The organism is Amycolatopsis sp. A1MSW2902, from assembly GCF_017312175.1.
GTDB lineage: Bacteria > Actinomycetota > Actinomycetes > Mycobacteriales > Pseudonocardiaceae > Amycolatopsis > Amycolatopsis nivea.
The window spans coordinates 1,624,708-1,647,817 of the sequence record NZ_QJPO01000001.1 but is presented as its reverse complement, the minus strand read 5'-3'; the positions used below and the strand labels follow the sequence as shown (position 1 = coordinate 1,647,817).

20 protein-coding genes are annotated in these 23,110 nt (G+C 69.0%); 14 read left to right on the top strand and 6 right to left on the bottom strand.

Translation table 11 applies throughout. The features are described from left to right. Window positions 1-9 precede the first annotated feature (9 nt). The 5 genes from DMP23_RS07635 (at window position 10) to DMP23_RS07615 (ending at window position 7,566) form a co-directional block, all read left to right on the top strand. Window positions 10-1,404, top strand: coding sequence for an APC family permease (locus tag DMP23_RS07635; protein WP_337820590.1), 1,395 nt, complete (start codon window positions 10-12; stop codon window positions 1,402-1,404). Between the two features lie 76 nt (window positions 1,405-1,480). Further along, complete coding sequence (locus DMP23_RS07630; RefSeq protein WP_337820589.1) at window positions 1,481-2,434, top strand: MsnO8 family LLM class oxidoreductase; 954 nt, start codon at window positions 1,481-1,483, stop codon at window positions 2,432-2,434. A 119-nt stretch (window positions 2,435-2,553) separates the two neighbouring features. Beyond that, the gene (locus DMP23_RS07625) at window positions 2,554-3,483 is read left to right on the top strand and encodes an ABC transporter ATP-binding protein (RefSeq protein ID WP_337820588.1); all 930 of its coding nucleotides are present in this window, start codon (window positions 2,554-2,556) and stop codon (window positions 3,481-3,483) included. After that, window positions 3,480-4,829, top strand: coding sequence for an ABC transporter permease (locus DMP23_RS07620; RefSeq protein WP_337820587.1), 1,350 nt, complete (start codon window positions 3,480-3,482; stop codon window positions 4,827-4,829). The genes DMP23_RS07625 and DMP23_RS07620 overlap by 4 nt, the downstream gene beginning before the upstream one ends. A 4-nt stretch (window positions 4,830-4,833) precedes the next feature. Further along, entirely contained in the window at window positions 4,834-7,566 is a 2,733-nt protein-coding gene (locus tag DMP23_RS07615) for a bifunctional YncE family protein/alkaline phosphatase family protein (protein ID WP_337820586.1), read from the top strand. A gap of 68 nt (window positions 7,567-7,634) precedes the next feature. Here DMP23_RS07615 and DMP23_RS07610 read toward each other — a convergent pair whose 3' ends face one another. The 3 genes from DMP23_RS07610 to DMP23_RS07600 all read right to left on the bottom strand — a co-directional run bounded on the left by DMP23_RS07610 (window position 7,635) and on the right by DMP23_RS07600 (window position 11,335). Beyond that, window positions 7,635-8,828: a cytochrome P450 gene (locus tag DMP23_RS07610; protein WP_238604674.1), complete on the bottom strand. Its 1,194-nt coding sequence runs from the start codon at window positions 8,826-8,828 to the stop codon at window positions 7,635-7,637. A 119-nt stretch (window positions 8,829-8,947) separates the two neighbouring features. Beyond that, window positions 8,948-10,255: a lipase family protein gene (locus DMP23_RS07605; RefSeq protein ID WP_037817822.1), complete on the bottom strand. Its 1,308-nt coding sequence runs from the start codon at window positions 10,253-10,255 to the stop codon at window positions 8,948-8,950. Window positions 10,256-10,360: 105 nt separating this feature from the next. Beyond that, window positions 10,361-11,335: a helix-turn-helix transcriptional regulator gene (locus DMP23_RS07600; RefSeq protein ID WP_337820585.1), complete on the bottom strand. Its 975-nt coding sequence runs from the start codon at window positions 11,333-11,335 to the stop codon at window positions 10,361-10,363. A gap of 93 nt (window positions 11,336-11,428) precedes the next feature. On the opposite strand from DMP23_RS07600, the gene DMP23_RS07595 reads away from it, so the two are divergent. The 8 genes from DMP23_RS07595 (at window position 11,429) to DMP23_RS07560 (ending at window position 18,303) form a co-directional block, all read left to right on the top strand. Beyond that, window positions 11,429-11,830 carry a RidA family protein gene (locus tag DMP23_RS07595; RefSeq protein WP_275294954.1) on the top strand — a complete coding sequence of 134 codons (402 nt, stop codon included), beginning with the start codon at window positions 11,429-11,431 and terminating at the stop codon, window positions 11,828-11,830. A 51-nt stretch (window positions 11,831-11,881) separates the two neighbouring features. Continuing rightward, window positions 11,882-12,226, top strand: a complete 345-nt coding sequence (locus DMP23_RS07590; RefSeq protein WP_199818003.1) for a PadR family transcriptional regulator — start codon at window positions 11,882-11,884, stop codon at window positions 12,224-12,226. Between the two features lie 43 nt (window positions 12,227-12,269). After that, window positions 12,270-13,226 (top strand): hypothetical protein, encoded by a 957-nt coding sequence (locus DMP23_RS07585; RefSeq protein WP_337820584.1) that lies wholly within the window; start codon window positions 12,270-12,272, stop codon window positions 13,224-13,226. 23 nt (window positions 13,227-13,249) lie between these two features. Beyond that, entirely contained in the window at window positions 13,250-14,977 is a 1,728-nt protein-coding gene (locus DMP23_RS07580) for an ArnT family glycosyltransferase (protein ID WP_337820583.1), read from the top strand. A 78-nt stretch (window positions 14,978-15,055) separates the two neighbouring features. Next, the gene (locus tag DMP23_RS07575; RefSeq protein WP_337820582.1) at window positions 15,056-15,793 is read left to right on the top strand and encodes an IclR family transcriptional regulator; all 738 of its coding nucleotides are present in this window, start codon (window positions 15,056-15,058) and stop codon (window positions 15,791-15,793) included. Window positions 15,794-16,034: 241 nt separating this feature from the next. Next, entirely contained in the window at window positions 16,035-17,015 is a 981-nt protein-coding gene (locus DMP23_RS07570; RefSeq protein ID WP_337820581.1) for a thiamine pyrophosphate-dependent dehydrogenase E1 component subunit alpha, read from the top strand. A gap of 23 nt (window positions 17,016-17,038) precedes the next feature. Next, entirely contained in the window at window positions 17,039-18,073 is a 1,035-nt protein-coding gene (locus tag DMP23_RS07565; protein WP_337820580.1) for an alpha-ketoacid dehydrogenase subunit beta, read from the top strand. Then, complete coding sequence (locus DMP23_RS07560; RefSeq protein WP_337820579.1) at window positions 18,070-18,303, top strand: lipoyl domain-containing protein; 234 nt, start codon at window positions 18,070-18,072, stop codon at window positions 18,301-18,303. Before DMP23_RS07565 ends, DMP23_RS07560 begins: the two co-directional genes overlap by 4 nt. A 228-nt stretch (window positions 18,304-18,531) precedes the next feature. Here DMP23_RS07560 and DMP23_RS07555 read toward each other — a convergent pair whose 3' ends face one another. Continuing rightward, window positions 18,532-19,011: a carboxymuconolactone decarboxylase family protein gene (locus DMP23_RS07555; RefSeq protein WP_037818008.1), complete on the bottom strand. Its 480-nt coding sequence runs from the start codon at window positions 19,009-19,011 to the stop codon at window positions 18,532-18,534. 188 nt (window positions 19,012-19,199) lie between these two features. On the opposite strand from DMP23_RS07555, the gene DMP23_RS07550 reads away from it, so the two are divergent. After that, window positions 19,200-20,165, top strand: a complete 966-nt coding sequence (locus DMP23_RS07550; RefSeq protein ID WP_337820578.1) for an EamA family transporter — start codon at window positions 19,200-19,202, stop codon at window positions 20,163-20,165. Here the strand turns inward: DMP23_RS07550 and DMP23_RS07545 are convergent. Beyond that, window positions 20,140-20,616 (bottom strand): (2Fe-2S)-binding protein, encoded by a 477-nt coding sequence (locus DMP23_RS07545; RefSeq protein ID WP_037817840.1) that lies wholly within the window; start codon window positions 20,614-20,616, stop codon window positions 20,140-20,142. The genes DMP23_RS07550 and DMP23_RS07545 overlap by 26 nt on opposite strands. A gap of 8 nt (window positions 20,617-20,624) precedes the next feature. Further along, window positions 20,625-22,961, bottom strand: a complete 2,337-nt coding sequence (locus tag DMP23_RS07540) for a molybdopterin cofactor-binding domain-containing protein (protein WP_134664883.1) — start codon at window positions 22,959-22,961, stop codon at window positions 20,625-20,627. Window positions 22,962-23,110 lie beyond the last annotated feature (149 nt).

Here is a 23,110-nt window from a genome sequence, read left to right as displayed (position 1 = left end):
AGGCCAGCGTTGTCCACCCCCGTCTTGCGCCGCGGGTTGCGCACCCTCGGCATGCTGCTGATCACGCTTTCCGCGATCAGCCCGGCGTCCTCGGTGTTCGTCATCGCACCGGGCGTCCTCACCGGCGCCGGATCGGGCGCCTTCTACGCCTTCCTCGCCGCCGCCGTGGTCGGCGTGTTCATGGCCTTCGTGTACGCCGAACTGGGCTCGGCCTTCCCGAGCGCGGGCGGCGAGTACACGATCGCCGCCCGCACGCTGGGCAAACTGCCCGGATTCATGGTGCTGGGCATCATGATCGTGACGCAGGTGCTGATCGTCGCGGTGATCGCGCTCGGCGTCGGCACCTACCTGAGCGTGGTGCTGCCCGGCGTCTCGCCCGCGGTCGTGGCGTCGGTGACCTGCGTGCTCGCCGCCGTCGTCGCGGTGTTCGACATCAAGCTGAACGCCTGGGTCACCGGCGTTTTCCTCGCGGTGGAGCTGCTGGCGCTGGCCGTGGTCGCGGTGCTCGGGCTGGTCAAGCCGGCCCGTCCGTTCACCGACCTGCTCGCGCATCCGGTCGCCCCGGGCGGCGGTCCGGCGACGATCAGCGCGGTGATGATCGCTACGGCGATCGCGATCTTCGCCTACAACGGCTACGGCTCGGCTGTCTACTTCGGAGAGGAAACCAAGGACGCCGGACGCGGGGTGGCGCGCGCTGTCCTCATGGGACTCGGGGTCACCGTGCTGGCCGAGCTGATCCCGGTCACCGCGGTGCTGATGGGCGCACCGGATCTCGGCACATTGTTCAGCTCTCCCAACATGTTGTCGTACTTCGTGCAGTCCCGCGGCGGCAGCACGCTCGACACCGTGCTGAGCCTCGCGGTCGCGCTCGCCATCATCAACGCGGTCCTCGCGATCGTGCTGATCAGCTCCCGGCTGGTGTTCAGCAGCGGCCGCGACCGCGCGTGGCCGAAGGCGATGAACCGCGCGCTCGCCGCTGTGCACCCGAAGTTCGGCACTCCGTGGGTCGCGACGCTGGCGACCGGTTTCATCGCCGCCGCACTGTGCTTTGTGGACCCGCAGATCCTGACCGTCGTGACCAGCACGTCGATCGTCGTCGTGTACGCGGCGCTGTGCCTCGGCGCCATCCTGGGCCGCCGCTCCGGAGCGACGGCGGGGGCGAAGTACCGGATGCCCGGATTCCCGATCGCGCCGGTGGTCGCGCTGGTCGCACTGGCATTCGTGCTGTACGTGAACGCTACCGACCCGGTGATCGGACGGCCGAGTCTCATCGTCACCGCGGCGATCGCGTTGCTGGCCTTGGGGTACTACCTCGTGGTGCTGCGCCGCCGCGGCGGTTGGCAGTTGAGCGAAGCGGTGGAGGAAGAAGAGGACGCGCCCGCGCCGGTGCGGGAGAACTCGTAAGCCGCGGCTGGACCGTCCACTTGAGACCGTGGACGGTCCGGTTGTCGTCCCGCATCGGGTCCGGGATGATGCCCGGGTGCGGGTTTCAGTGCTGGACACATCGCCGATCGTCGCGGGTTCGACCGCACGTGAGGCGCTGCAGCGCACGCTCGACCTGGCCGAACTGGCCGACGAGTTGGGATATCACCGCTACTGGTTGCCCGAACACCACAGCATGCGTGGAGTCGCGAGCGCCGCGCCTGCCGTGGCAGCGGCCCGCATCGCGGATGCCACGAAGAGGATCCGCGTCGGCGCGGGCGGCGTTCTGCTGCTCAACCACCCGCCGCTCGTCGTCGCCGAACAGTTCGGCACGCTCGCCGCGTTCCACCCCGGCCGGATCGACCTCGGGCTCGGCCGCGCGCTCGGCGGCCCGCAACGGGTGGCGGACGCGCTGAATCCCGGCCCGGCGAAAAGCTTTCCCGGCCGCGTCAGGGAATTGCTGGAGTATTTCGCCGACGCCGAGCAGCCGCTGCGCGCCACTCCCGCACAAGGCAACGTGCCGGACGTCTGGCTGCTCGGCTCAAGCACGGCAAGCGCTCACCTTGCCGCCGAACTAGGCCTGCCGTACGCGTTCGCCTACCATCTCCGTCCCGCTGAAGCTGCTGCCGCGACGCGAAGCTATCGCGAGAACTTCCGCCCCGGCCTCATCGCCGAACCGTCCATTGTGGTCAGTGTCGCGGTGGTCGCCGCCGCGACCGAGGAGCACGCGGAATGGCTCGCCAGGTCCATTCGGGCTAAGGCATTGAGCCGTTCGCGCGGCGAGCGGATCTTGTTGCCCCGACCGGAAGACGCGGTGGTCGATCCGGCGATCGGCCCCGGTCCGGTGCTGGCCGGAGCCCCGGCGGCACTGCGGAATTCGTTGCGCACAGTCATCGCCGACACCGGCGCGGACGAGCTGATGGTCACCACCCCGATCCACGACCACGCGGAGCGGAAACGGTCCTATGTGCTGGTCCGGGAGATCTCGGACGCGCTGTCCGCGCAAGTTTGATCCTTTTTGTCCGGTTAATCGGCTAGGCCGCACGGGGTTTCCCCAACGTTCAACCTGGCGCGGGTTCGCATGTCACTTGTCGTGCCTAAGTTCCTCACGGCTTCGGAAAGTGGGGATTCATGGGAACCAGCGACGCGGTGCGAGCCCGCGCGATCACCAAGTGTTTCGGCGACGTGCTCGCGCTCGACGGTGTCGATCTCGACGTCGCGCACGGCGAGATCCACGGGCTCGTCGGCCCGAACGGCGCGGGCAAGACCACGCTGCTCGGCCTGCTGCTCGGACTCGCGGTCGCGGACGAAGGCGAACTCGAGATCCTCGGCCGCCCGGTCGGCCGCGCGCTCGCCACCCCGGACGGCATCTCCGGGTTCGTGGACGGGCCGGGGCTGTACCCGTCGCTCACCGCGCGGCAGAACCTCGCCGCGCTGGCCTCGCTGCGCGGCCAGACCGTCGACCTCGACGACCTCCTCGCGCAGGTCGGGCTCACCGACGTCGCCGACGACCGGGCGCGCGGCTTCTCCCTCGGCATGCGCCAGCGCCTCGGTCTCGCCGCCGCGCTGCTGACCAAACCGCGGCTGCTGATCCTCGACGAGCCCGCCAACGGCCTCGACCCGGCAGGCAAGAAACACGTGCACGGCGTGCTCACCCGGCTCGCCGACGAGGGCACCGCGGTCGTGCTGTCGAGCCACCGGATGGACGACCTCGAAGCGCTCTGCTCGGAAGTCACCATCCTGTCCGCCGGCCGCGTCGTTTTCACCGGCCCGCTGGCGAAACTGTCCGCCGAGGACCGCGAACTGGCCTACCGCCTGGTCACCTCGGACCAGAAGGCCGCGCGCGAGATCGCCGAGAACGTGCCCGGACTGCGGATCGACGACACCCAGACCCCGCGCGGACAGGCCGACGTCCTAGTGGTGCGCGGCCTGGTGCCCGCGCTGGACGACCTGGTCGCGCGCGTCGTCGGCAAGGGCATCGGCGTACGGGAACTGGCTCCGGTCGTCTCGCCGCTGGAGGCCGCGTTCCTGGAGTTGACGGAACAGGGGGAGAAGCGATGACTGTCCTCGACGCACCTGTCGAGCAGCAAGCCTCGGTCGGACTGGGCCGCGGTTACCGGTTCGAACTGGTGAAGCTGTTGTCGCAGTGGCGGATCCGGGTGCTGCTGCTCGCCTGCTGGCTCGCGCCCGCGGTGTTCGTCGCCGCGGTCAGCCAGCAAAGCGACCTGCCGGTGGACACCCTGTTCGGCCGCCTGATGAACGCCACCGGCTGGGCCGGGCCGCTCGTCCTGCTCGGATTCGCCGGCAGTTACGCGCTTCCGCTGCTGACCTCCCTGGTCGCCGGGGACGTCTTCGCCGCCGAAGACCGGCTCGGCACCTGGCGGCACCTGCTGGTGTCGATGCGGTCGTACCGGCGGATTTTCGTCTCGAAAGCACTCGCCAGCCTCACCGTGATCCTGTTGCTGGTCCTCGGCTTGGCGGTGTCCAGCACGGTCGGCGGTCTCGTCGCGGTCGGCGGACAGCCGCTCACCGGACTCGACGGACACCTGCTGTCCTCGGGCGACGCGGCGGTGAAGGTCGCGCTCGCCTGGGTCTGCGTGCTCGCCCCGACCCTCGCCCTGGCGGGGATCGGCCTCCTCGGCTCTGTCGCATTAGGACGGTCGCCGATGGGCTTGCTGCTGCCCGCGGTGGTCGCGCTCGTCATGGCGGTGGCGCAGCTGCTGCCGCTGCCGGTCGTCGTGCGGCTCGCGCTGCCGACGTACGCGTTCATCTCGTGGAACGGCCTCTTCACCGACCCGGTACAGCTCGGCCCGCTGTTGATCGGCGTCGGAGTGAGCCTGGTCTGGGCAGCGGTCTCGACTGCGCTGGCCTACGCGCTGTTCGTGAGACGCGACTTCACCGATCTGACATACGACGGTGTGGGTCGTCGCGTACTAACCGCGGGCTTGCTGCCGCTGGCCGGGCTCATCGGCGTCACGGTGGCAGTCGTCGCGGTCGCGACGCCGGCGTCGGGTTCGGGCATTGACCAGGCAAAACTGCAGCAGTCGCTGTCCACCGAGTTCGCGCATCTCTACCGGATCCAGGCCGCTCAGCTGCACCGCCCGGACGTCACGGAGGAGCAGCTCGGCGCGAGCACGGAATGCACCAAGGGCGGCGGCCTCGTCGAGGCCGAAGGCCCGGGCAACGACTGGCGCTGCGTCGTCACCTGGCATCTCCCTGGCATCTCAGCGACCGGGCAGGCGATCTACCAGCTCGATGTCACCTCGGACGGGCGGTACGTCGCCGACGGCGACGGACCGAAGGAAGTGAACGGCTACTTCCAGGTGCGGATCCCGCAGGGGGACCAGCCGAACCCGCTGTGGCAGTTCGACGGCAACGTCGAGCTGCTCTCCTCCACGAAGGGATGAGGACATGCAAGTAACGCGCCGTCGCAGGCGTGGCGGGAAGAAAGAGTTCCGCAGATCCCGCAAAATGCGCTTCGTCACGGCAGGGGCGACCGCGGTCGCTCTCGTCGCCACGGGCTCGGGCATCGGCCTCGCCTCCACCAAGCAGTTCGGCACCGACCAGGTCGGCCAGGAAACCGAGAACGGCCTGACCATCTCCAGCGACCAGTACCTCAAGCCGATCGGCGAGCGGCTGGTCCTGCCGAACGGCAAGATCATGTCCTCGACGGTCAGCCCGGACGGCAGCCACCTCGCCGCGCTGACCACCGACGGCGGCATCGCGCTGACCATCGTCGACCTGAAGTCCTGGAAGGTCCAGCAGCTCGTCGGCAAGGACAAGAAGGCCGACCTGCAACTGCCGGGCAACGACGTCGGCCAGGAAGGCCCGTCGTACTCGCCGGACGGCAAAACGCTGTGGCTGGGCCAGATCGACGGCTACCGCAAGTTCACCGTGAACCCGGACGGCACCGTCGCCAACCCCACGTGGGTCCCGATCCCGGCCGACGGCTCCAAGCATTCCCTCGCCGCGGGCGCGCTCTTCTCCGCGGACGGGTCCACTGTGTACTCCGCGGTGAACGGCCAGAACCGGGTCGTCGCGATCGACGCGGCCAGCGGACAGATCAAGCAGAGCTGGACCGTCGGCAACGCGCCGCGTGCACTGGTGCGGATCGGCAACCGGATCTACGTCAGCAACGAGGGCGGCCGCGCGGCCAAACCGGGCGACACCACGATCAACTCGTACGGCACCGACATCGTCGCCGACCCGAAGACCGGGGCCGCGACCACCGGCACGGTCAGCGTGATCGACCTGGCGAACCCGTCCGCTCCGGTCAAGAGCATCGACGTCGGCCTGCACCCGACCGCGTTGCGCGCCAAGAACAACACCCTGTTCGTGGCGAACACCGGCGGCGACAGCATTTCGGTGATCGACGCCCAGCGCAACGTCGTGGTGCAGACCATCGCGACGCAGCCGTGGCCGGAAGCGCAGGTCGGGTACGAGCCGACCGACATCGCGCTCACCGACGACGGCCACCTGCTGGTGACCCTCGGCCGGGCCAACGCGGTCGCGGTCTATCGCTACTGGTTCCCGCAGGCCCCGGCCGCCTTCATCGGACTGCTGCCGACGGACTACTTCCCGTCTGGTATCTCAGCGTCGGGCAACAACATCCTGGTCGCCAACACCCGCGGCATCGACGCCCGCCGCCCGACCACCGCGGCCGGGCACGCCACGCACGACACCACGTCGAGCCTGCAGCGGTTCACCCTGCCGACCGACTGGCAGACCTGGACGCAGACGCGTCAGGTGTTCAAGCAGAACGGCTGGACGCCGGGTTCGGTGCAGACGGGCAACCGCAACGTCAAGCCGGTCCCGGTGCCCCGCCGGCTCGGCGACCCGTCGACGATCAAGCACGTCTTCCTGCTGGTGAAGGAAAACCGGACCTACGACCAGCTCTTCGGCGACATGAAGAAGGGCAACGGCGACCCGGCGCTCGCGCAGTTCGGCCAGGCGGTCACGCCGAACCAGCACGCGCTGGCCACCCAGTTCGGCTTGTACGACAACACTTACGACATCGGCACCAACTCGGCCGAGGGCCACAACTGGCTGATGCAGGCCGACAACCCGGAGTACACCGAGTCGTCGGCAGGCGAGTACAAGCGCAGCTACGACACCGAGGACGACGCGCTGGGCCACCAGCGCAGCGGCTTCCTGTGGACCGGGGCGCAGGCGGCGGGCAAGACCGTGCGCGACTTCGGCGAGTTCCACCAGTTCCTGACCAAGCCCGCGGACGCGAGCTGGCAGAACCTGTACTGCGACTCGAAGAACATGGCCGCGACCGGCGAGCCGACCGCGTACCCGCTGGTCTCGTCGTCGCCGATCCCGTCGCTGAACAGCGTTTCGGTGCCGGGCTTCCCGAAGTTCGACACCGCGGTGCCGGACCAGTACCGGTACGAGATCTGGAAGAACGACTTCGAGAAGAACGGCCCGGCGGACCTCAACATGTTCTGGCTGTCGAGCGACCACACCGGCGGGCCGCCGAGCCCGGCCGCGCAGGTCGCCGACAACGACCTGGCCGTCGGCAAGATCGTCGACAAGATCTCGCACAGCCAGTACTGGAAGGACTCGGCGATCTTCGTGGTCGAGGACGACTCCCAGGCCGGGCTGGACCACGTCGACGGGCACCGGGCCCCGGTCCAGATCATCAGCCCGTACGCGCAGCGCGGCGTGACCGACAGCCGGTACTACTCGCAGATCACCATGATCCGCACCATCGAGCAGATCCTCGGGATCCACCCGATGAACCAGAAGGACAGCGCGGCCACCCCGATGGCGACCGCGTTCACGCCGAAGCCGGACAACACGCCGTTCACCGCGGTGCCGAACCAGACGTCGCTGACCGCGGGCCTGAAGACCCCGCCGTCGTGCGGCACGGACAACGTCCCGACGGCCTCCACCGCGGCGGCGTCGGCGGCGGTGCCCGCGGACAAGCAGCAGCTGGCTCAGCAGTGGCAGCAATGGCAGTCCCAGCAGAAGCTGACCGGCCCGAACGCCACGGCGGACTACGCCAACCCCGCGCAGATGGACCACTTCACGTGGTACCAGGTGCACGGATGGACCCAGCCGTATCCGGGCGAGGACAAGATCTTCGCCCCGGACCAGGTGCCGGGCGCGTTCATCCCGTCGGCCGATTCGGACGGCTGATCCGTTAACCGGCAAGGGAAAGCCCCTGCCCGCCGTTGAGCGGGCAGGGGCTTTTCAGTGACCTGCGATCACCAGCCGATCGGCATCCGGCGCGGGCCGCGCACCGGCATGTCGACCTTCCACTCGATCTCTCCGGCGATCCGCAGCCCCGGCAGCTTGGTCAGCAGCGCGCGGAGGCCTTCCTGGAGTTCGACCCTGGCGAGGTTCGCGCCGAGGCAGTGGTGCACGCCGTGCCCGAAAGCCAGGTGCGAGTTCGCCTTCCGGTCGAAGCGCAGCACGTCGGGATTTTCGAACCGCCGGGGATCCCGGTTGGCCGAGGCGAAGTCGGTCACCACGGGCTCCCCCGCGCGCACCAGCGAACCGCCCACCTCGACGTCCTCCGTCGCGTAACGGGGAAAGCCCTCCCAATGGCTCAGCGGGACGAACCGCAGGAGTTCCTCGGCCGCGGCGGGCAACAGGCTGAGATCGGCCCGCAGCTCGGCCAGCCGCTCGGGGCGCTCCAGGAGGACGAAGACCGAGCTGGCGATCAGGGACGCGGAGGTTTCGTGGCCGGCCACCAGAAGCCCGTCGCACAAATCGATCAGCTCCGCCTCGGAGAGCCGGTCGTGCTCGTGGCGGGCCTCGACCAGCGCGGTCATCAGGTCGTCGGCGGGCTCCGCGCGCCGGGCGGCGATCAGCCCGCGCATGTACTCCTGGAGTTCCGCCTCGTTGGCCTCGTACTCCTCGGCAGTGGTCTCGCTCGTGGACAGGATCCCGTCGCTCCAGACCCGGAACTTGGGCCAGTCGGCCATGGGCACCCCGAGCAGCTCGCAGATCACCGACACCGGCAGCGGCAACGAGAAATTCTCCACCAGGTCCGCCGGCCCGCCGCCGGCCGCCATCGCGTCCACGAGGTCCTCAGCCAGCTGCCGGACCCGCCCGCGCAACCGCTGCACCCGGTTCTGGGTGAAGGCTTGGGCCACCAGCTTGCGCAGCCGGCTGTGTTCCGGCGGGTCCATCATGACGATCCCGCCGTCGAGCTTGTGCGGCGTCATCCTCGGCACGTCGGCATCGGCGGCCATGGCCCGGCTGAACCGCCGGTCGCCGAACACCATGCGAACGTCGTCGTAGCGAGTGGCCAGCCACGCCGGCTCGCCGTAGAGCAGTTTGATCCGGATCATCCCCGGCGCGTCGCGTGCCTCCGTGTAGGCCGGGTCGAGGTCGACCCCCTCCGCTGAGCCGAAGGGATATCTGATGGGCTCGATCTGCACATCACTGGTCATTCTTCGTGTGTATCGAGTCCCCCGGGAGGAGAGCACCCCTAACGCGCCGCCCCTATGCACACTGGGCACGCCTGGGCAAGCCCCTTTCGGGCCCGCCCAGGCGTTGCGGCATCAGCCTCTCAAGACCCGGCGTGCTGCTCCGGCGCCAGCGAGTTCCCCGCCGCGATGTGCCCGCAGCTGGACGGCGCGGCCTTGCCCGCGAACCGGTCGTTGAGCCAGGCGATCGCGGTCGGCGCCCACACCGGGAGGGCGGTGGCGTGGCTGAGCGCGTCGTACTGCGTGTACTTGATCGAGGTGTTTCCGGTGTCGCAGTACTGATTCGCGAGCGCGCGGACGTCCCCGGCCACCATCACGCCGTCTCCGCCGCCGATGCCCGGTTCGTTGCTGACGGTGCCTTCGAGCGCGCCGTTGCTGGCCTGCCCGATGAACCCGGGGATCGAGGGCGTCGCCGCCGAGCCGATGTTCACCTTGTTGACCGCGTCGACGTACGGGGCCACCGAGTTCGGGTTCGCGTACTCCGGTTTGACCAGCTTCTGCCAGGTCAGCCCGGGGTAGCGGCCGAGCGCGTTGGCGATCGACGCGTGCTCGAGCTCGGCGAGCACCTTGAGGCCGTACTCGCTGGCGTACGGCTTGAGGTCGATGCCGTAGCTGCGCGAGACGCCGATCAGCGCCATCGGGATCACGCCGGACCAGACCGGGCTGCCGCCGACGTATTTGAGGTTGTGCGCGGGGTCGACGAGCACCCCACCCTCGGCGAACCCGACGAGGTTCTTCTCGACCTCGGGCGCGTAACTCCCGGCGATCGCCGACGCCCAGCCGGTCGCGATCGCCCCGCCGGAATAGCCGAGAAGGCCGAATTTCGTGGACTCCGTCATTCCGGTCCCGGACGCGTGCGTCGCGGCGCGAATCGAGTCCAAAGTGGTCTTGCCGTATTCCGGACCGGCCGCGAAATCGGCGGTCGGGCCTTCGGTGTCCGGGATGACGACGCTGTACCCGAGCGCGAGCGCCGGCGCGATGAGCACCGATTCGGCGTTCGGCAGCACGCCGCCGAGCCGGACATCGCCCGCGATCGCGCGCGACGGTGCGTCCGCGGGATCGAGCGAGTCGTACGCGGACTGGTACGAGATGGCTTTCCCGTTGCCGCCCAACGGATTGCGGACGACCGAGGTGACGTTCGCGGTGGGATTTCCCTGTGCGTCGGTAGTCCGGTAGAGCAGCTGGGTAGCCTGCACTGGAGTCGGGAAGCCGAAGACGTGATAGCTCAACGTCCGGCTCTTGAGGACGGTGCCCGGAGCGTACGACGAGAGCGGCGTGCTGCCGTCGTAGCTGTAGAAGGAATCGGCCGAAGCCGCGGCGGGCAGCGCGACGGCGGACGTGATCGCGAGAGCGGCGGCGGCGATCAGCGCACGAACGGGTTTCCGGATCATGACTCCCCTTTGAACCATGAAGTGGATCACGACTGGCGGGTAACTTACCAGCGAGTAGGTATCCGCACAACTACGGAAGGTGCAGGCAGTGCCGGTGTCGGGGGCTCAGGCGGGCCCGGCGTAGGCGGCGGCGATCGCCGTGGCGCGCTGATGCAAGGCGGTACGCAACGCTTGCGGCGCAAGGACTTCCGCGGCTGTGGCGAGCTGCCACAGCGCCCATTCGGCGTGCCGGGAATCCTGGAAAGCCGCCTCCAGCTGTAACCATCCGTTCGTCCTGATTTCTTCAGCGCGAATGGCGAGCGCGGTGCGGGCCAATTCTTCCCGCCGTTCCGGACGAATTCGGACTAGCGCGACGATCTGGTCGCCGCCGGTCCGGAACCGCGTGCTGCGTTCCTGCCAGGCCCGGCCCAGGTCCACGCGATCCGGCCGCTGCGCGGGTTCGTCGAGTTCCTCGGCGGCCAGCACCCGGGACAGCCGGTAAGTCCGGTCCTCGCCTTCGCGGGTCGCCAGCAAATATCCCAGCTCCCGCACGGTGACCAGTCCAATCGGGTGCACTGTGCGCCACTTCGGGGCTTGGCTGACCGCCTGGTAGCGGATGCGCACCTGGTGTCCGGCGAACACCGCGCGCCGGATCTCGGCGACCACGGCGTCGGGCGCCTCCTCGGTGACCGAGCGGCGCGAGAGGAGGTCGATCTCGGGGTCGATGAGCAACCGCTCGGCCACGCCCGCGGCCGTGGTCCGATGGCTTTCCGGCAGCGCGTCGACCACCTTGAGCATGGCCGAAGCGAGCGCCGAACCGAGACCGAACGCCTGCGCGCCGCGTCGCGATCCGGCGACCAGCAGCGCGAGCGCTTCGTCGTGGTTCAACCCGGTGAGTTCGGTCTGAAATCCGGGCAGCAGCGCGAAACCGCCGTTCCGTCCGCGCTCGGCGTAGACCGGGACGCCCGCCGCGGACAGCGCGTCGATGTCGCGCACCACGGTGCGCGTGGACACCTCGAGTTCGCGGGCGAGGGTGGCCGCGGACAGCCGGCCGCGCTGGCGCAGCAGCAGGACCAGCGAGACCAACCGGTCGGCGCGCATGCCGAAAACCCTACCGAATACACGACACAGGATGTCGCGTATTGCTTGCGAGGCTGCTCCGCGTACTGCTGAAAACGCGAACAGGAGCAAACGGTGGAGAGAACGACGGTCAACCCGTGGGCGTGGTCGACGGCGATGGGTTACCACCAGGGCGAACTCGTGTCCGGGCCGGTCCGGACCCTGTACTGCTCCGGGCAGACCGCGATGAACGGTGACGGCGAACCCCAGCACGCCGGGGACATGGCGAAGCAGGTGGCGCTGAGCCTCGACAACTTGGAGGCAGTCCTCGCCGAAGCGGGCATGTCGCTGGAGAACCTGGTCCGGCTCAACGTCTACACGACCGACGTCGACCTGCTTTTCCAGCACTACGGCGTCCTCGCCGGCCGTCTGGCCGCGGCCGGCGCCGCCCCGTCGACCACGATGCTCGGCGTGACGCGGCTGGCGATCCCGACGCTGCTGGTCGAACTGGAGGGGACCGCGGTCGCTGACGAGTAGGTTCCTTACTTCGGCCACCCGTATGTATCGCGACGTGATATATATGGACGGGTGACCGAACGAGGCATGTCGGAGCAGGTCTTCCTGATCCTCACCGCGCTCGCCGACGAGCCGAAGCACGGCTACGGCATCGTCCAGGCCGTCGAAAAGCTGTCCGAAAACCGGGTCCGGCTGCGGGTCGGCACGTTGTACGGCGTGCTGGACCGGCTGGTCGCGGACGGATGGGCGGAGCGGGACAAGGAGGAGATCCACCAGGGGCGGCTCCGCCGGTACTACCGGCTGACCGACCTCGGGGGCCGCACTTTGGCCGAGCAGACCCGGCGGCTGGCCGCGAACGCCGCCGCCGCGGAGTCGGTGTTGCGGGCGCGGGGCTGGGCGCTCGGGGGTGGGGCATGAGCGCCCCTCGGTGGGCCGGGCAGTTGTTTGCGGAGGCCGCGGGATGACCGCGCCGGAGCTGCGATACCGCCGGATAGTGCGGATTCTTCCCCGCTGGTACCGCACCGACCGCGAGGACGAGATGGTCGGCACCCTGCTGGACGCGCGGGAAGCCGGTCGTCTCGCGGAAGGGCGCGAACTGCTCGCGATGCTGGGGCTGGGCCTGCGCGCTCGGCTGGCTGCTGGCTCAGCCCCGGCTCGCGTGGTCGCATTCGGCGACACTGTCCGGCTGGTAGCCCTGCTCGGACTCCTCTGGGGCGTGATGAAGGGCGTCTTCTCCCTCGGCCACGACTTGTGCGACGCGCTCGGCTATCCGCGAGCGACCGGCCTGTATTCCTCGACCGGCGAGGTGACTCTGTCGCTTTACGCTGCCCCGGCGGCCCAGCAGTTGGGGCAGGACGTCGCGCTGGTCGCCGCCGCGGTCGTCCCTCTCGCGCTCCTTTTCGCCGGACGCCGCCGAGCCGCGCGTTGCGTCGCCGGGGTCGTGCTGGTCGCCGGATTCGCCGCGTTCCTGCACCAGTATTCGTTCAGTTTCAGCCCTGATCTGCTCGGCTATTTCATCCCGCAATGGCTGCCGCTGCTGCTCCTGATCGCCGGATTCCACCTCGGCGCACCGCTTCCGTCCGCGCGAAAGTGGTGGATTGCCTTGACCGGGGTCGTGGCTGCCGCTTTTTACTTCGGCTCTTTCGTTGATTCGGATCTGCGCGGGCTTTCCTGGTTCACGTGGGCGGCCGCGCTTTTCATTCTCGCCTATTTCGCCTTACGGCGACGCACGCCTGCGTGGTCGTTCTCGCTCGCCGTGTGCTGTTCGCTGGTGTTGATTCAGCCGCTGGTCCTCCTCTCAACCATGGCCGCGGGCGTCGTCGAGCCGCTGGTTCTCGTGCAGGTCTTCCTGGTGGGCGCGGGCATCGCAGCGCTGACCGCGGCCGGAATCGTTGATTACCGGCGGCAAACCGCTTAGCGCTCTTTCCGCAAGGAGTTTAATTGGACACCATGCCCAGGGCGCTTCCGCGCGCCTTAAATCAGCCTGATTTCACGCTTAAGAACAGACGAAGGAACAGCTGGATAATCGCGGTATCTGTCCTCCTGATCGCCATTCTCGGCTACGTCACCCGCTGGATCTGCGACGACGCCCTGATCTTCACCAGAATCGTCGAGCAAATCCTCGCCGGGAACGGTCCGGTCTACAATCTCGGCGAACGGGCCGAGGCTTCAACGAGCACGCTGTGGCAATGGCTGCTGGCGTTCGCCGGATTCGTGTTCGGCCAGTCGGACACCTCGACGCTGTCCTGGATGCTCGGCCTCCTCCTCACCGCCGCCGGGTTCGGCTTCGCGGTCAGCGCGACGATCCGGTTGCACGGCGGGCGCGTCGCGGCGATGGTGCCGTGCGGCGTCCTCGTGCTGCTGGGCGTGCGGCCGGTGTGGCAGTACGCGACGTCCGGGCTGGAGACCGGGCTGAACACGTTCTGGATGGCGCTCTGCTGGTGGCTGCTGGTCCGCTTCCGAGGCAGCACCTCGGCCAAACACGTTGTCACCGCGGCGTTCGTGATGGGATTGGGCCCGCTCGTCCGTCCAGAACAGGCACTGGTCGCAGCGGTATTCCTGGTCGCGTTGTGGCTGGTGACCAAACCGAACTGGCGGGTCGTCTGCGCCGCGGTCGCAGCCGCCGGAGCGCTGCCGGCCGGGTACGAGATCTTCCGCATGGGCTTCTACGGAATCCTCGTGCCGATGTCCGCGCTCACCAAAAACGCGAGCGAATCCTTCTGGGGCCGCGGATTCGGGTACGTCAGCGATTTCGTGAACCCGTACCTGCTGTGGTTGCCGCTGGTGCTCTGCACCGTCCTGCTCGCCGGGGTCCTACGGCGGCAAAGCACCGATCGGATCGTCACCCTCACCCCGGTGGTCGCCGGTGTGCTGTCGCTGGGATATCTGCTGAAGGTCGGCGGCGACTACATGCACGCGCGCATGGCGCTGCCGATCTTCTTCCTGCTGATGCTGCCGGTGCTGGTGCTCCCGGCGACGAAGAAGACGCGCGTGCTCGGCGCCGTCCTGCTGGCGTGGGCGGTTCTCTGCGCCGGCATCGGCCAGTTCGTCCCGCAAGACGGCAAGCTCATCGACGACGAGCGCGGCTACTACCACGCGTGGACCGGCCAGTCGTATCCCACCGAGTCGGCGGATTTCACCCCGAGGATGAAATATCTCAACGACGCCGTCAGTCCGCGCACCCTGACCTACGAAGGGCCGCGGCAGCAGATCCTGACGACACCACTGCGCGCGGACGTCCCGTCGAAGTCCATGATCATCGGGGTGTACCTGGGGACAGTCGGCGTCATGTCGCCGGTGGACGTCGGCGTCGTCGACTTCTGGGGCCTCGCCAACCCGATCGGCGCGCGGTTCGAGTTCCCCACGGTGAAACCAGGGCACTCGAAACCGCTGAGCAACGCCTGGCTGCTGGCGGATTACGCGGACCCGGCGGCCCCGGTTCTCAGTCCGGGCAACTTCGCCCTGCGCGCCGACATCACCGCCGACCAGGTCGCCGCCGCCCGGCACGCGCTGAGCTGCGGAGACCTGGCGGAGATCCAGCGGTCCACCCGCGAACCGATGTCGCCGGGCCGGTTCTGGGCCAACCTGACCGGAGCCGTGCACCGGACCGGGGTGACCGTCCCGCCGGACCCGTTCGAGGCGGAGCGAACGTTCTGCGGAAGCCCGTGATCCGTCCGGTGGAACTGCTCTTGCCCAGGTCAGAGCGGTAGCGCATGCTGGAGTCCGCAGCGACGCGGAGGTGAGGGGATGGCGGCAGAGCCGACCTTGATCGGGTCCGTGCAGCGCGCCCTGCACCTGCTCGACGCGGTCGGCGCGAGCGAGCGGCCGGTGCCCGCCAAGGTGCTCGCGCGGACGGTCGGGTTGCCGCTGCCCACGACGTATCACCTGCTGCGCACCCTCGTCCACGAGGGATACCTGTGCAAACTCGACGACGGTTACGCCCTCGGCAGCCAGGTGAGCGAACTGCGCCAGCACACGTCGCTGCACGCGCTGCTGCCGAAGATCCGCCCGGTGCTGCGAGCCCTGCGAGACGAGGTGCACGGCGCGGCGTACCTCTCGCTGTACTCCGACGGCGACATCAAACTCATCGACATCGCCGACGGCCCGACCGCCCCGTCGGTCGACCTGTGGGTCGGCGTGCACGAATCGGCCCACGCGACGGCGTTCGGCAAGTGCATCCTGTCCGGCCTCGACAGCGAAGGCCGCCGCGACTACCTGTCGCGGCACCAGCTGGCGGACCTCACCCCGCACACCATCACCGACAGCCGGGTCCTGGAGCAGCGGCTGTCGCAGAGCGGGGACGTGTTCAACGATCGTGAGGAGTATTTGCTCGGTACCGCGTGCCTGGCGACGACGGTCCGCACGCCGGGCGCGTTGGGCGCGGTGGCGATCTCGTTGCCTGCGCGCCGCCTGGGCTCGGCGCCGTTGCAGTCGTTGCGTCGAGCAGCCCAACGGGTGTCTCGTGCGCTGGCGGTCACGCGTTGAGGCGGATTGTTGGCACGTTCTGGAGGCTCCGCTCGCGGACAAGCGGTTGTCCCAGAGCTCGTAGCCCGCGCGCCGCCGGTGTCTCCGCACCCCTGCAATCCCTGCGCCGAGCAGCCCAACGGGTGTCACGAGCCCTAGCCGTCACACCCTGAACCGGCCGGTTATCACCATCTGAAATCCCGCCCGTTGTCCGGCGGTCCGCGTCCGGCGAAAGTGGCCTCCAGAGCGAACGGGAGGTCCCATGGAAGCGCAGGACAGGCTCGACCTGTACCGCACGATGGTCCTGATCCGCACCTACGAGGAGGCCATCCTCCGCGAGTACCACGCCGACAAGAAACCCGTCTTCGACATCGGGGCCGGTCTCGTCCCCGGCGAGATGCACCTGTCCGCGGGGCAGGAACCGGTGGCGGCGGGCGTCTGCGCGCATCTCACCGGCGACGACGCGGTCACCGCGACGCATCGGCCGCACCATTTCGCCATCGCGCACGGCGTCGACCTCAACCGGATGACCGCTGAGATCTTTGGCCGGACAACTGGACTGGGCAGAGGACGCGGCGGGCATATGCATCTGTTCGACCCCGCCGTGCACTTCTCCTGCTCCGGCATCATCGCCGAGGGCTACCCGCCCGCGCTCGGGCAGGCGTTCGCGTTCCAGCGGCGCGGGACGGACCGGGTTGCCGTCGCGGTCACCGGCGAGGGCGCGGCTAACCAAGGGGCGTTCCACGAATCGCTCAACCTCGCGGCGTTGTGGCAGCTCCCGGTGATTTTCCTGGTGGAGGACAACGACTGGGGCATCTCGGTGCCGCGCAGCGCGTCCACCTGCGTCACGTCGAACGCGGACCGCGCCGCTGGGTACGGGATCCCGGGCGTGCGCGTCGAGGACAACTCGGTCGAGGCGGTCCACGAAGCGGCGGGCCAGGCGGTCGCGCGGGCTCGGGCCGGGGGAGGGCCGAGCCTGATCGAGGTGCACACGTTGCGGCTGTGGGGGCATTTCGAGGGCGACGCGCAGGGCTATCGGTCCGATTTGGACGGTGTGCCGGGCCGGGATCCGTTGCCCACCTACGAGAACCAGCTGCGCGCCGACGGCGACCTCGACGACGCGAAGGTCGCGGAATGCAAAACCGCGGCCAGCGAGCGGGTCGAAGCGGCGATCGCGTTCGCCAAAGAGAGCCCCGAGCCGGATCCCGCCACCGCGCTGGATTTCGTGTTCGCGCGAGCCTGACGACACAGCGAGGAGAAGCAGCAATGACGCTCACCGAACCCTCCGCGCCCGCCGGGCGGAAACTCAGCACCGCGAAGGCCATGGTCGAGGCCATCGCCCAGGAAATGGACCGCGACGAGCGGGTGTTCGTGCTCGGCGAGGACGTCGGGTCCTACGGCGGGATCTTCAGCTCCACCACCGGATTGCTCGACCGGTTCGGCCCGCGCCGGGTGCTCGACACGCCGATTTCCGAGACCGCCTTCATCGGCACCGCGATCGGAGCGGCGGTCGAGGGCCTGCGGCCGGTGGTCGAGCTGATGTTCGTCGACTTCTTCGGCGTCTGCATGGACCAGATCTACAACCACATGGCGAAGATCCACTACGAATCCGGCGGCAACGTGTCCGTGCCGATGGTGCTGACCGCGGCGGTCGGCGGCGGGTATTCGGACGGGGCGCAGCATTCCCAGTGCCTCTGGGGAACGTTCGCGCACCTGCCCGGGATGAAGGTCGTCGTGCCGAGCAATCCCGCTGACGCCAAGGGATTGATGACCTCCGCGATCCGCGACGACAACCCGGTGGTGTACCTGTTCCACAAGGGAGTCATGGGCCTGCCGTGGATGGCGAAGAACCGCCGGTCGATCGGCCCGGTGCCGGAAGGCGACCACGAGGTCCCGATCGGCAAGGCGAACGTCGTGCGCCCGGGCAGCGACGTCACCGTCGTGACGCTGTCGCTCTCGGTGCACCACGCCCTCGACGTCGCCGACGATCTCGCCGGACAGGGCGTCGACTGCGAGGTCGTGGACCTGCGCAGCCTGGTGCCGCTGGACACCGACACGATCCTCGATTCGGTCGGCAAAACCGGCCGGTTGCTCGTGGTCGACGAGGACTACCTGTCGTTCGGCCTGTCCGGCGAGGTGATCGCCCGCGTGGTGGAGCGGGACCCCAGCCTGCTGCGCGCCCCGGCCGCGCGCGTAGCGGTGCCGGACGTGCCGATTCCGTACGCGCGTCCGCTGGAGTACGCGGTGCTGCCGACGCCGGCGCGGATCCGCCAAGCCGTCCTCAGCCTGGTGGGCGCATGACCGAGGTCGCGTTTCCCGTCCTGTCCGAGAACGACCCGGACGGCGAGGGAGTCCTCGCCACTTGGTTCGCGACGGACGGCGCGACCGTCCGCGAGGGCGAGCTGATCGCGGAGGTCGCGGTGGACAAGGTCGACGCGGAGGTCCCGGCCCCCGCGACCGGCGTGGTGCGGTTCCTGGTGGGGGAGGGCGAGGTGGTGAAGCAGGGCGCGCCGATCGCCCGCATCGAGTAAGCGCACGGGTCGCCCCGTGCTGGAACGGGCCGCCGCCGGGTCCCACCGTTGCCCGGCGGCGGGCCGCGCTCGTGTCAGCTGACCGTCGCGAACTGCCCCGGCTGGTACAGCCCGGCCGGCATGCGGACGATGACGTTCATCCGGTTCGCCGCGTTGATCAGCCCGATCAGACATACCAACGCAGCGAGCTGGTCGTCGTCGTATGCCCGGCGGCGGGCCGCGCTCGTGTCAGCTGACCGTCGCGAACTGCCCCGGCTGGTACAGCCCCGCCGGCATGCGGACGATGACGTTCATCCGGTTCGCCGCGTTGATCAGCCCGATCAGACATACCAACGCGGCGAGCTGGTCGTCGTCGTAGTGTTCGCGAGCCTGCGCCCACGTTTCGTCGGAAACGCCGCCGCCGTCCGCGATCCGGGTGCCCTCCTCGGCCAGCGCGAGCGCGGCCCGCTCCGCCGGGGTGAACACGGTCGCCTCGCGCCAGACGGCGACCAGGTGGAGCCGTTCCGCGGTCTCGCCGGCCGCGGTCGCGTCCTTGGTGTGCATGTCGACGCAGAAGCCGCAGCCGTTGATCTGGCTGGCCCGCAACGAAACCAGCTCCTGCGTCGCCTTCGGCAGCGCCGTGTTGTTCAGCAGCATCGCCAGCCCCGCGAACCGCTTGCCCAGCGACTTGCCGAGGTCGTTGTTCATCAGGTCGAACCGTGCGCTCATCAGATCCTCCAGTGGTGTGTAGCGGATGCCCATGAGATGCCGGCCGTCCGCCGGATGTGACAACCCTGGATGTGACCCGCGTCGCACCCGGCCAGCCCGCTGCGCGAGAGGTACGTGAGGGCGCTGCCGAGGCGGGGGCTGCGGAAAACCGGTGGCCCGGCCGCCGCGCCGGGCCGCAGAATGCGGAGATGGCCGACCAGGGCGGTACCGCGCGGGCGACCCGGCTGAGCCTGGTCTCCTGGGCGCTGTTCGCGAGTTCCGGTCCGCTCGCCAAGGCGGTGCTGGACGCGGGATGGAGCCCGGCCGCGGTCACCGCCGTGCGGATCGGCCTCGCCGCGGTTCTGCTGGCGCCCGGCGTCGCGCTGCTGCGGCCGCGGGCGCTGCGGTTCCGCCGCGCTGAACTGTGGCTGCCGCTCGGCTACGGACTGCTCGGCGTCGCGGGCGTGCAACTGTTCTTTTTCGTTGCGGTGTCCCGGATTCCGGTCGCGGTGGCGATGGTGCTGGTGAACCTGTCGCCGGTGCTGGTCGCACTGTGGGTGCGCGTCGTCCGGCGGACGCGGCTGCCCGCGGCGGTGTGGCTGGGCATCGCGCTGGCGATCGCCGGACTGGTGCTGATCGCCGGTCTCGGACCGGGGGCGCAGCTGGATTTCCTCGGCGTCGCAGCAGGATTGGCGTCGGCGGTCTGTTCCGCCGGATACTTCCTGCTCGGCGAACGCGGTGCGCGACGGCACGATCCGCTCGGAATGACCGCCGCGGGACTGGCGATCGGAGCGGTGGCGACCCTCGCGGTAAGTCCATTGTGGACTCTAGCGATCGCCGCGAATCCGGTATCGCTGGGCGGCGCGACGATCCCGGTCTGGCTGGCCCTACTGATTCTGGCCGTCTTCGGCACCGTGCTGCCGTACCTGGCCGGGCTGCACGCGTTAAGCGGTTTGCCGGTCGCCCTGGCCGGAGTCCTGGCGCTGGCCGAACCTCTGGTCGCCGCCCTGCTCGCGTGGTTGCTGCTGGGCCAGGCCTTGGGGCCGGTGCAGCTCATCGGAGTGGCAGTGCTGCTCGGCGGCGGAACGCTGGTACAGACGGGAAAACTTGCCCCGCAACCGGAATCGGCTGCGGGGCAAGCGAACCCGGTCACATCTTCGCGGCGCCGGCCTTGATCGCCTCGCGGATCCGCGAGTACGTGCCGCAGCGGCAGACGTTGCGGATCTCGTCCAGGTCGGCGTCGTTGATCTCGCGGCCCTTCGCCTTGGCCTCCTTGACCTTCGCGACCGCCGCCATGATCTGGCCGGGCTGGCAGTAGCCGCACTGCGCGACGTCGTTCTCCAGCCAGGCTTCCTGCATCGGGTGCAGGTCGGCCTTCACGGTGTCCGGCAGGCCCTCGATCGTGGTGATCTCGTCCGTGGCCTTGATGTCGGCCACCCGCACCGAACACGGGTTGAACGCCTTGCCGTTGAAGTGCGACGTGCAGGCCTTGCACACGTTGATGCCGCAGCCGTACTTCGGGCCGCGGACGCCGAGCACGTCGCGCAGGACCCACAGGAGCCGCACATTGTCGTCGACGTCGACGGACACCGGCTTCCCGTTGAGGATGAAGGTGTGCTTGCTCATCGTGCTCCTCAGTAGGTGTGGCTCAGGCCGTCGGTCGGCGATTCGGGAACGGGCGGGACGAACGACTTGACCTCGAAGGCGATCGGGTCGTCGTGGTTGATCGGGAACCGCTTCGGGACCTTCCCGGTCGCGCGGGCGTACGCGCACGCGACGGCCGCGACGGAGCAGGCGACGCCCGCCTCGCCGGCGCCGCCCGGCTGCTCCCCGTTGGACGGCATCGCGATCGCGGTGAAGTCCTGCGGGATGTTCCACTGCCGGGTGTAGAAGTAGTTGTCCCAGCTGGCTTCCAGGAAGTGCCCGTCCTTCAGGTGGACACTGCTGGTCAGCGCGAGCGCGAGCCCGTCGGCGAAACCGCCCATGATCTGCGCCTCGATGCCGCGCGGGTTGATCACGAGCCCGGCGTCGAGGGCGATGACCGCCTTGGTCACGCGCGGGCCGGCGACGCCGTCGCGGATCTTGCGGTTCACCGTCTCCGGGCGGCAGTCGATTTCCACCAGGCAGGCGCTCGCGCCCTTGTATTCCTTGTGGATCGCGATGCCCTGCGCGGTGCCCGGGGCCATCTTCTTGCCCCAGCCGCCGACCTCGGCGACCTTGCGCAGCACGCCCTTCACCTTGTCGTTCTTGAGGAACTCCATCCGGAAGTCGTACGGGTCCTTGCCCATCGCCTTGGCGAGCATGTCCACGACGAGCTCGTTGGCGCAGCCGACGTCGGGCGAGTAGACGTTGCGCATCGACCCGGTGTTGAACCGCTGGTCGGTCTCGGTGAGCGTCTGGTCGACGACCCCGAAGTTGTACGGCATTTCCTGGCTCAGCACGAAAACCGCCTCGGCGACGCCGAGGTTGCCCAGCCCGGTCGGGAGTTTCGTCGCGACCGAGGTCAGCATTTCGCCGAGCCCGTGCCGGAACGACGTTTCGACCGAGGTGTGCCGCTGCTCGAAGGTGAGCACGTTCCCGGCGAGCACGGTCGCCCGGATCCGCGACGTCGCCATCGGGTGCAGCCTGCCTTGCCGCGGCTCGTCGGCGCGGTGCCACATCAGGCGCACCGGCTTGCCGAACGCCTTCGACGCCTGCGCCGCTTCGACGGCGTGGTTGCCGAACAGCTTGTGGCCGAAGGAACCGCCGCCGGTGACGACGTGGACCTTCACCTTGCCCTGCGGCAATCCGATCGCCTGCGCGACCTCGCCCTGCGCCACGATCGGCGACTTCAGCCCGGCCCAGATCTCGGCGCTGCCGTCGCGGACGTCGGCGACCGCGCAGTACGGCTCCAGCGCGGCGCTCGAGCGGAACATGAACTCGAAGTCCGCCTCGACCGTCTTGGCCAGCACCGGAACCTTCGGCACCGCCAGCGGAAGCTCGGCGCGGCGCAGGTTGGCGAGCACGGATTCGTCGTTCTGGCCCTCGACGCTGCCGGGGCCCCAGTCGACCTGCAGCGCGCGCACGCCGTCGATGCACTGGCCGAACGTCTCCGCGCGGACCGCGACGCCGGTCGGGATGATCGCGATGTCGGTGACGCCGGGCAGCTTCATCACGTCGGCCTTGTTGCGGACGGCCTTCGGCGTGCCGTTGAGCGTCGGCGGACGGCAGATCATCGTCGGCAGCGCGCCGGGGATGTCCAGGTCCATCGCGAACTGCTTCTTGCCGGTCACGATGTCGTGGGCGTCGAGGCGGTTCTGCGGCTTGCCGAGCACCTTGAACTCGCTGGAGCCCTTGAGCTTGCTCGGGTCCAGCTGCACCTGCTTCGTGGTGCTGGACGCGGCCTTCGTCGCCAGTTCGCCGTACGTCGCGGTCTTGCCGTTCGGCGCGGTGACGACGCCGCCCTTGACGATGAACCGTTCCGCGGTCCCGCCGAGCAGGATGGCCGCCGCTTCGAGCAGTTGCTGCTTGGCGATCGCGGCGGCGACGCGGATCGGCGTGTAGGTCGAGACCGTGGTGTTCGACCCACCGGTGAGCTGGTTGAACAGCAGCTCCGGACGCGCCGGGGCGAGCGTGACGTGCACCTTCTCGACCGGAAGGTCCAGTTCCTCGGCGATGATCATCGCGGTCGAGGTGGTGATGCCCTGGCCGACCTCGGCGCGCGGGATCTCGAACGAGGCGCTGCCGTCCTTGTTGATGGTGACGGTGATGAGCTGCGACGTCGGGAGCGCCGCGTCGGTGAGCGCGTCGTTGAGGTCGTACAGCTCGGGCGGCTGCGGAGCGGAGGGCACGGCGGCGGACGCGGAGGAGGCGAGCCCGACGTCCGCGGCCACGACGAGGGTCCCGGCCGCGACGACGTACCCGAGGAAACCGCGCCGGGAAACGCCCGGGCGCTCCTTCCCGGTGTCCGGCTCGGAGTGACTGAGAGTCACGCTGATTCCCCTTTCGAGGTAAGGACCGCGTGCCGGATGGCAACACGTGCACGCGGGTGGTGGTGATGGACCACCTTGCCGGGTGAATCGGGGCTTGAGTGTTCAAGTTCTGTACAGCGTCAGCGGAGAGCGATGGTTATCCTGCTGCG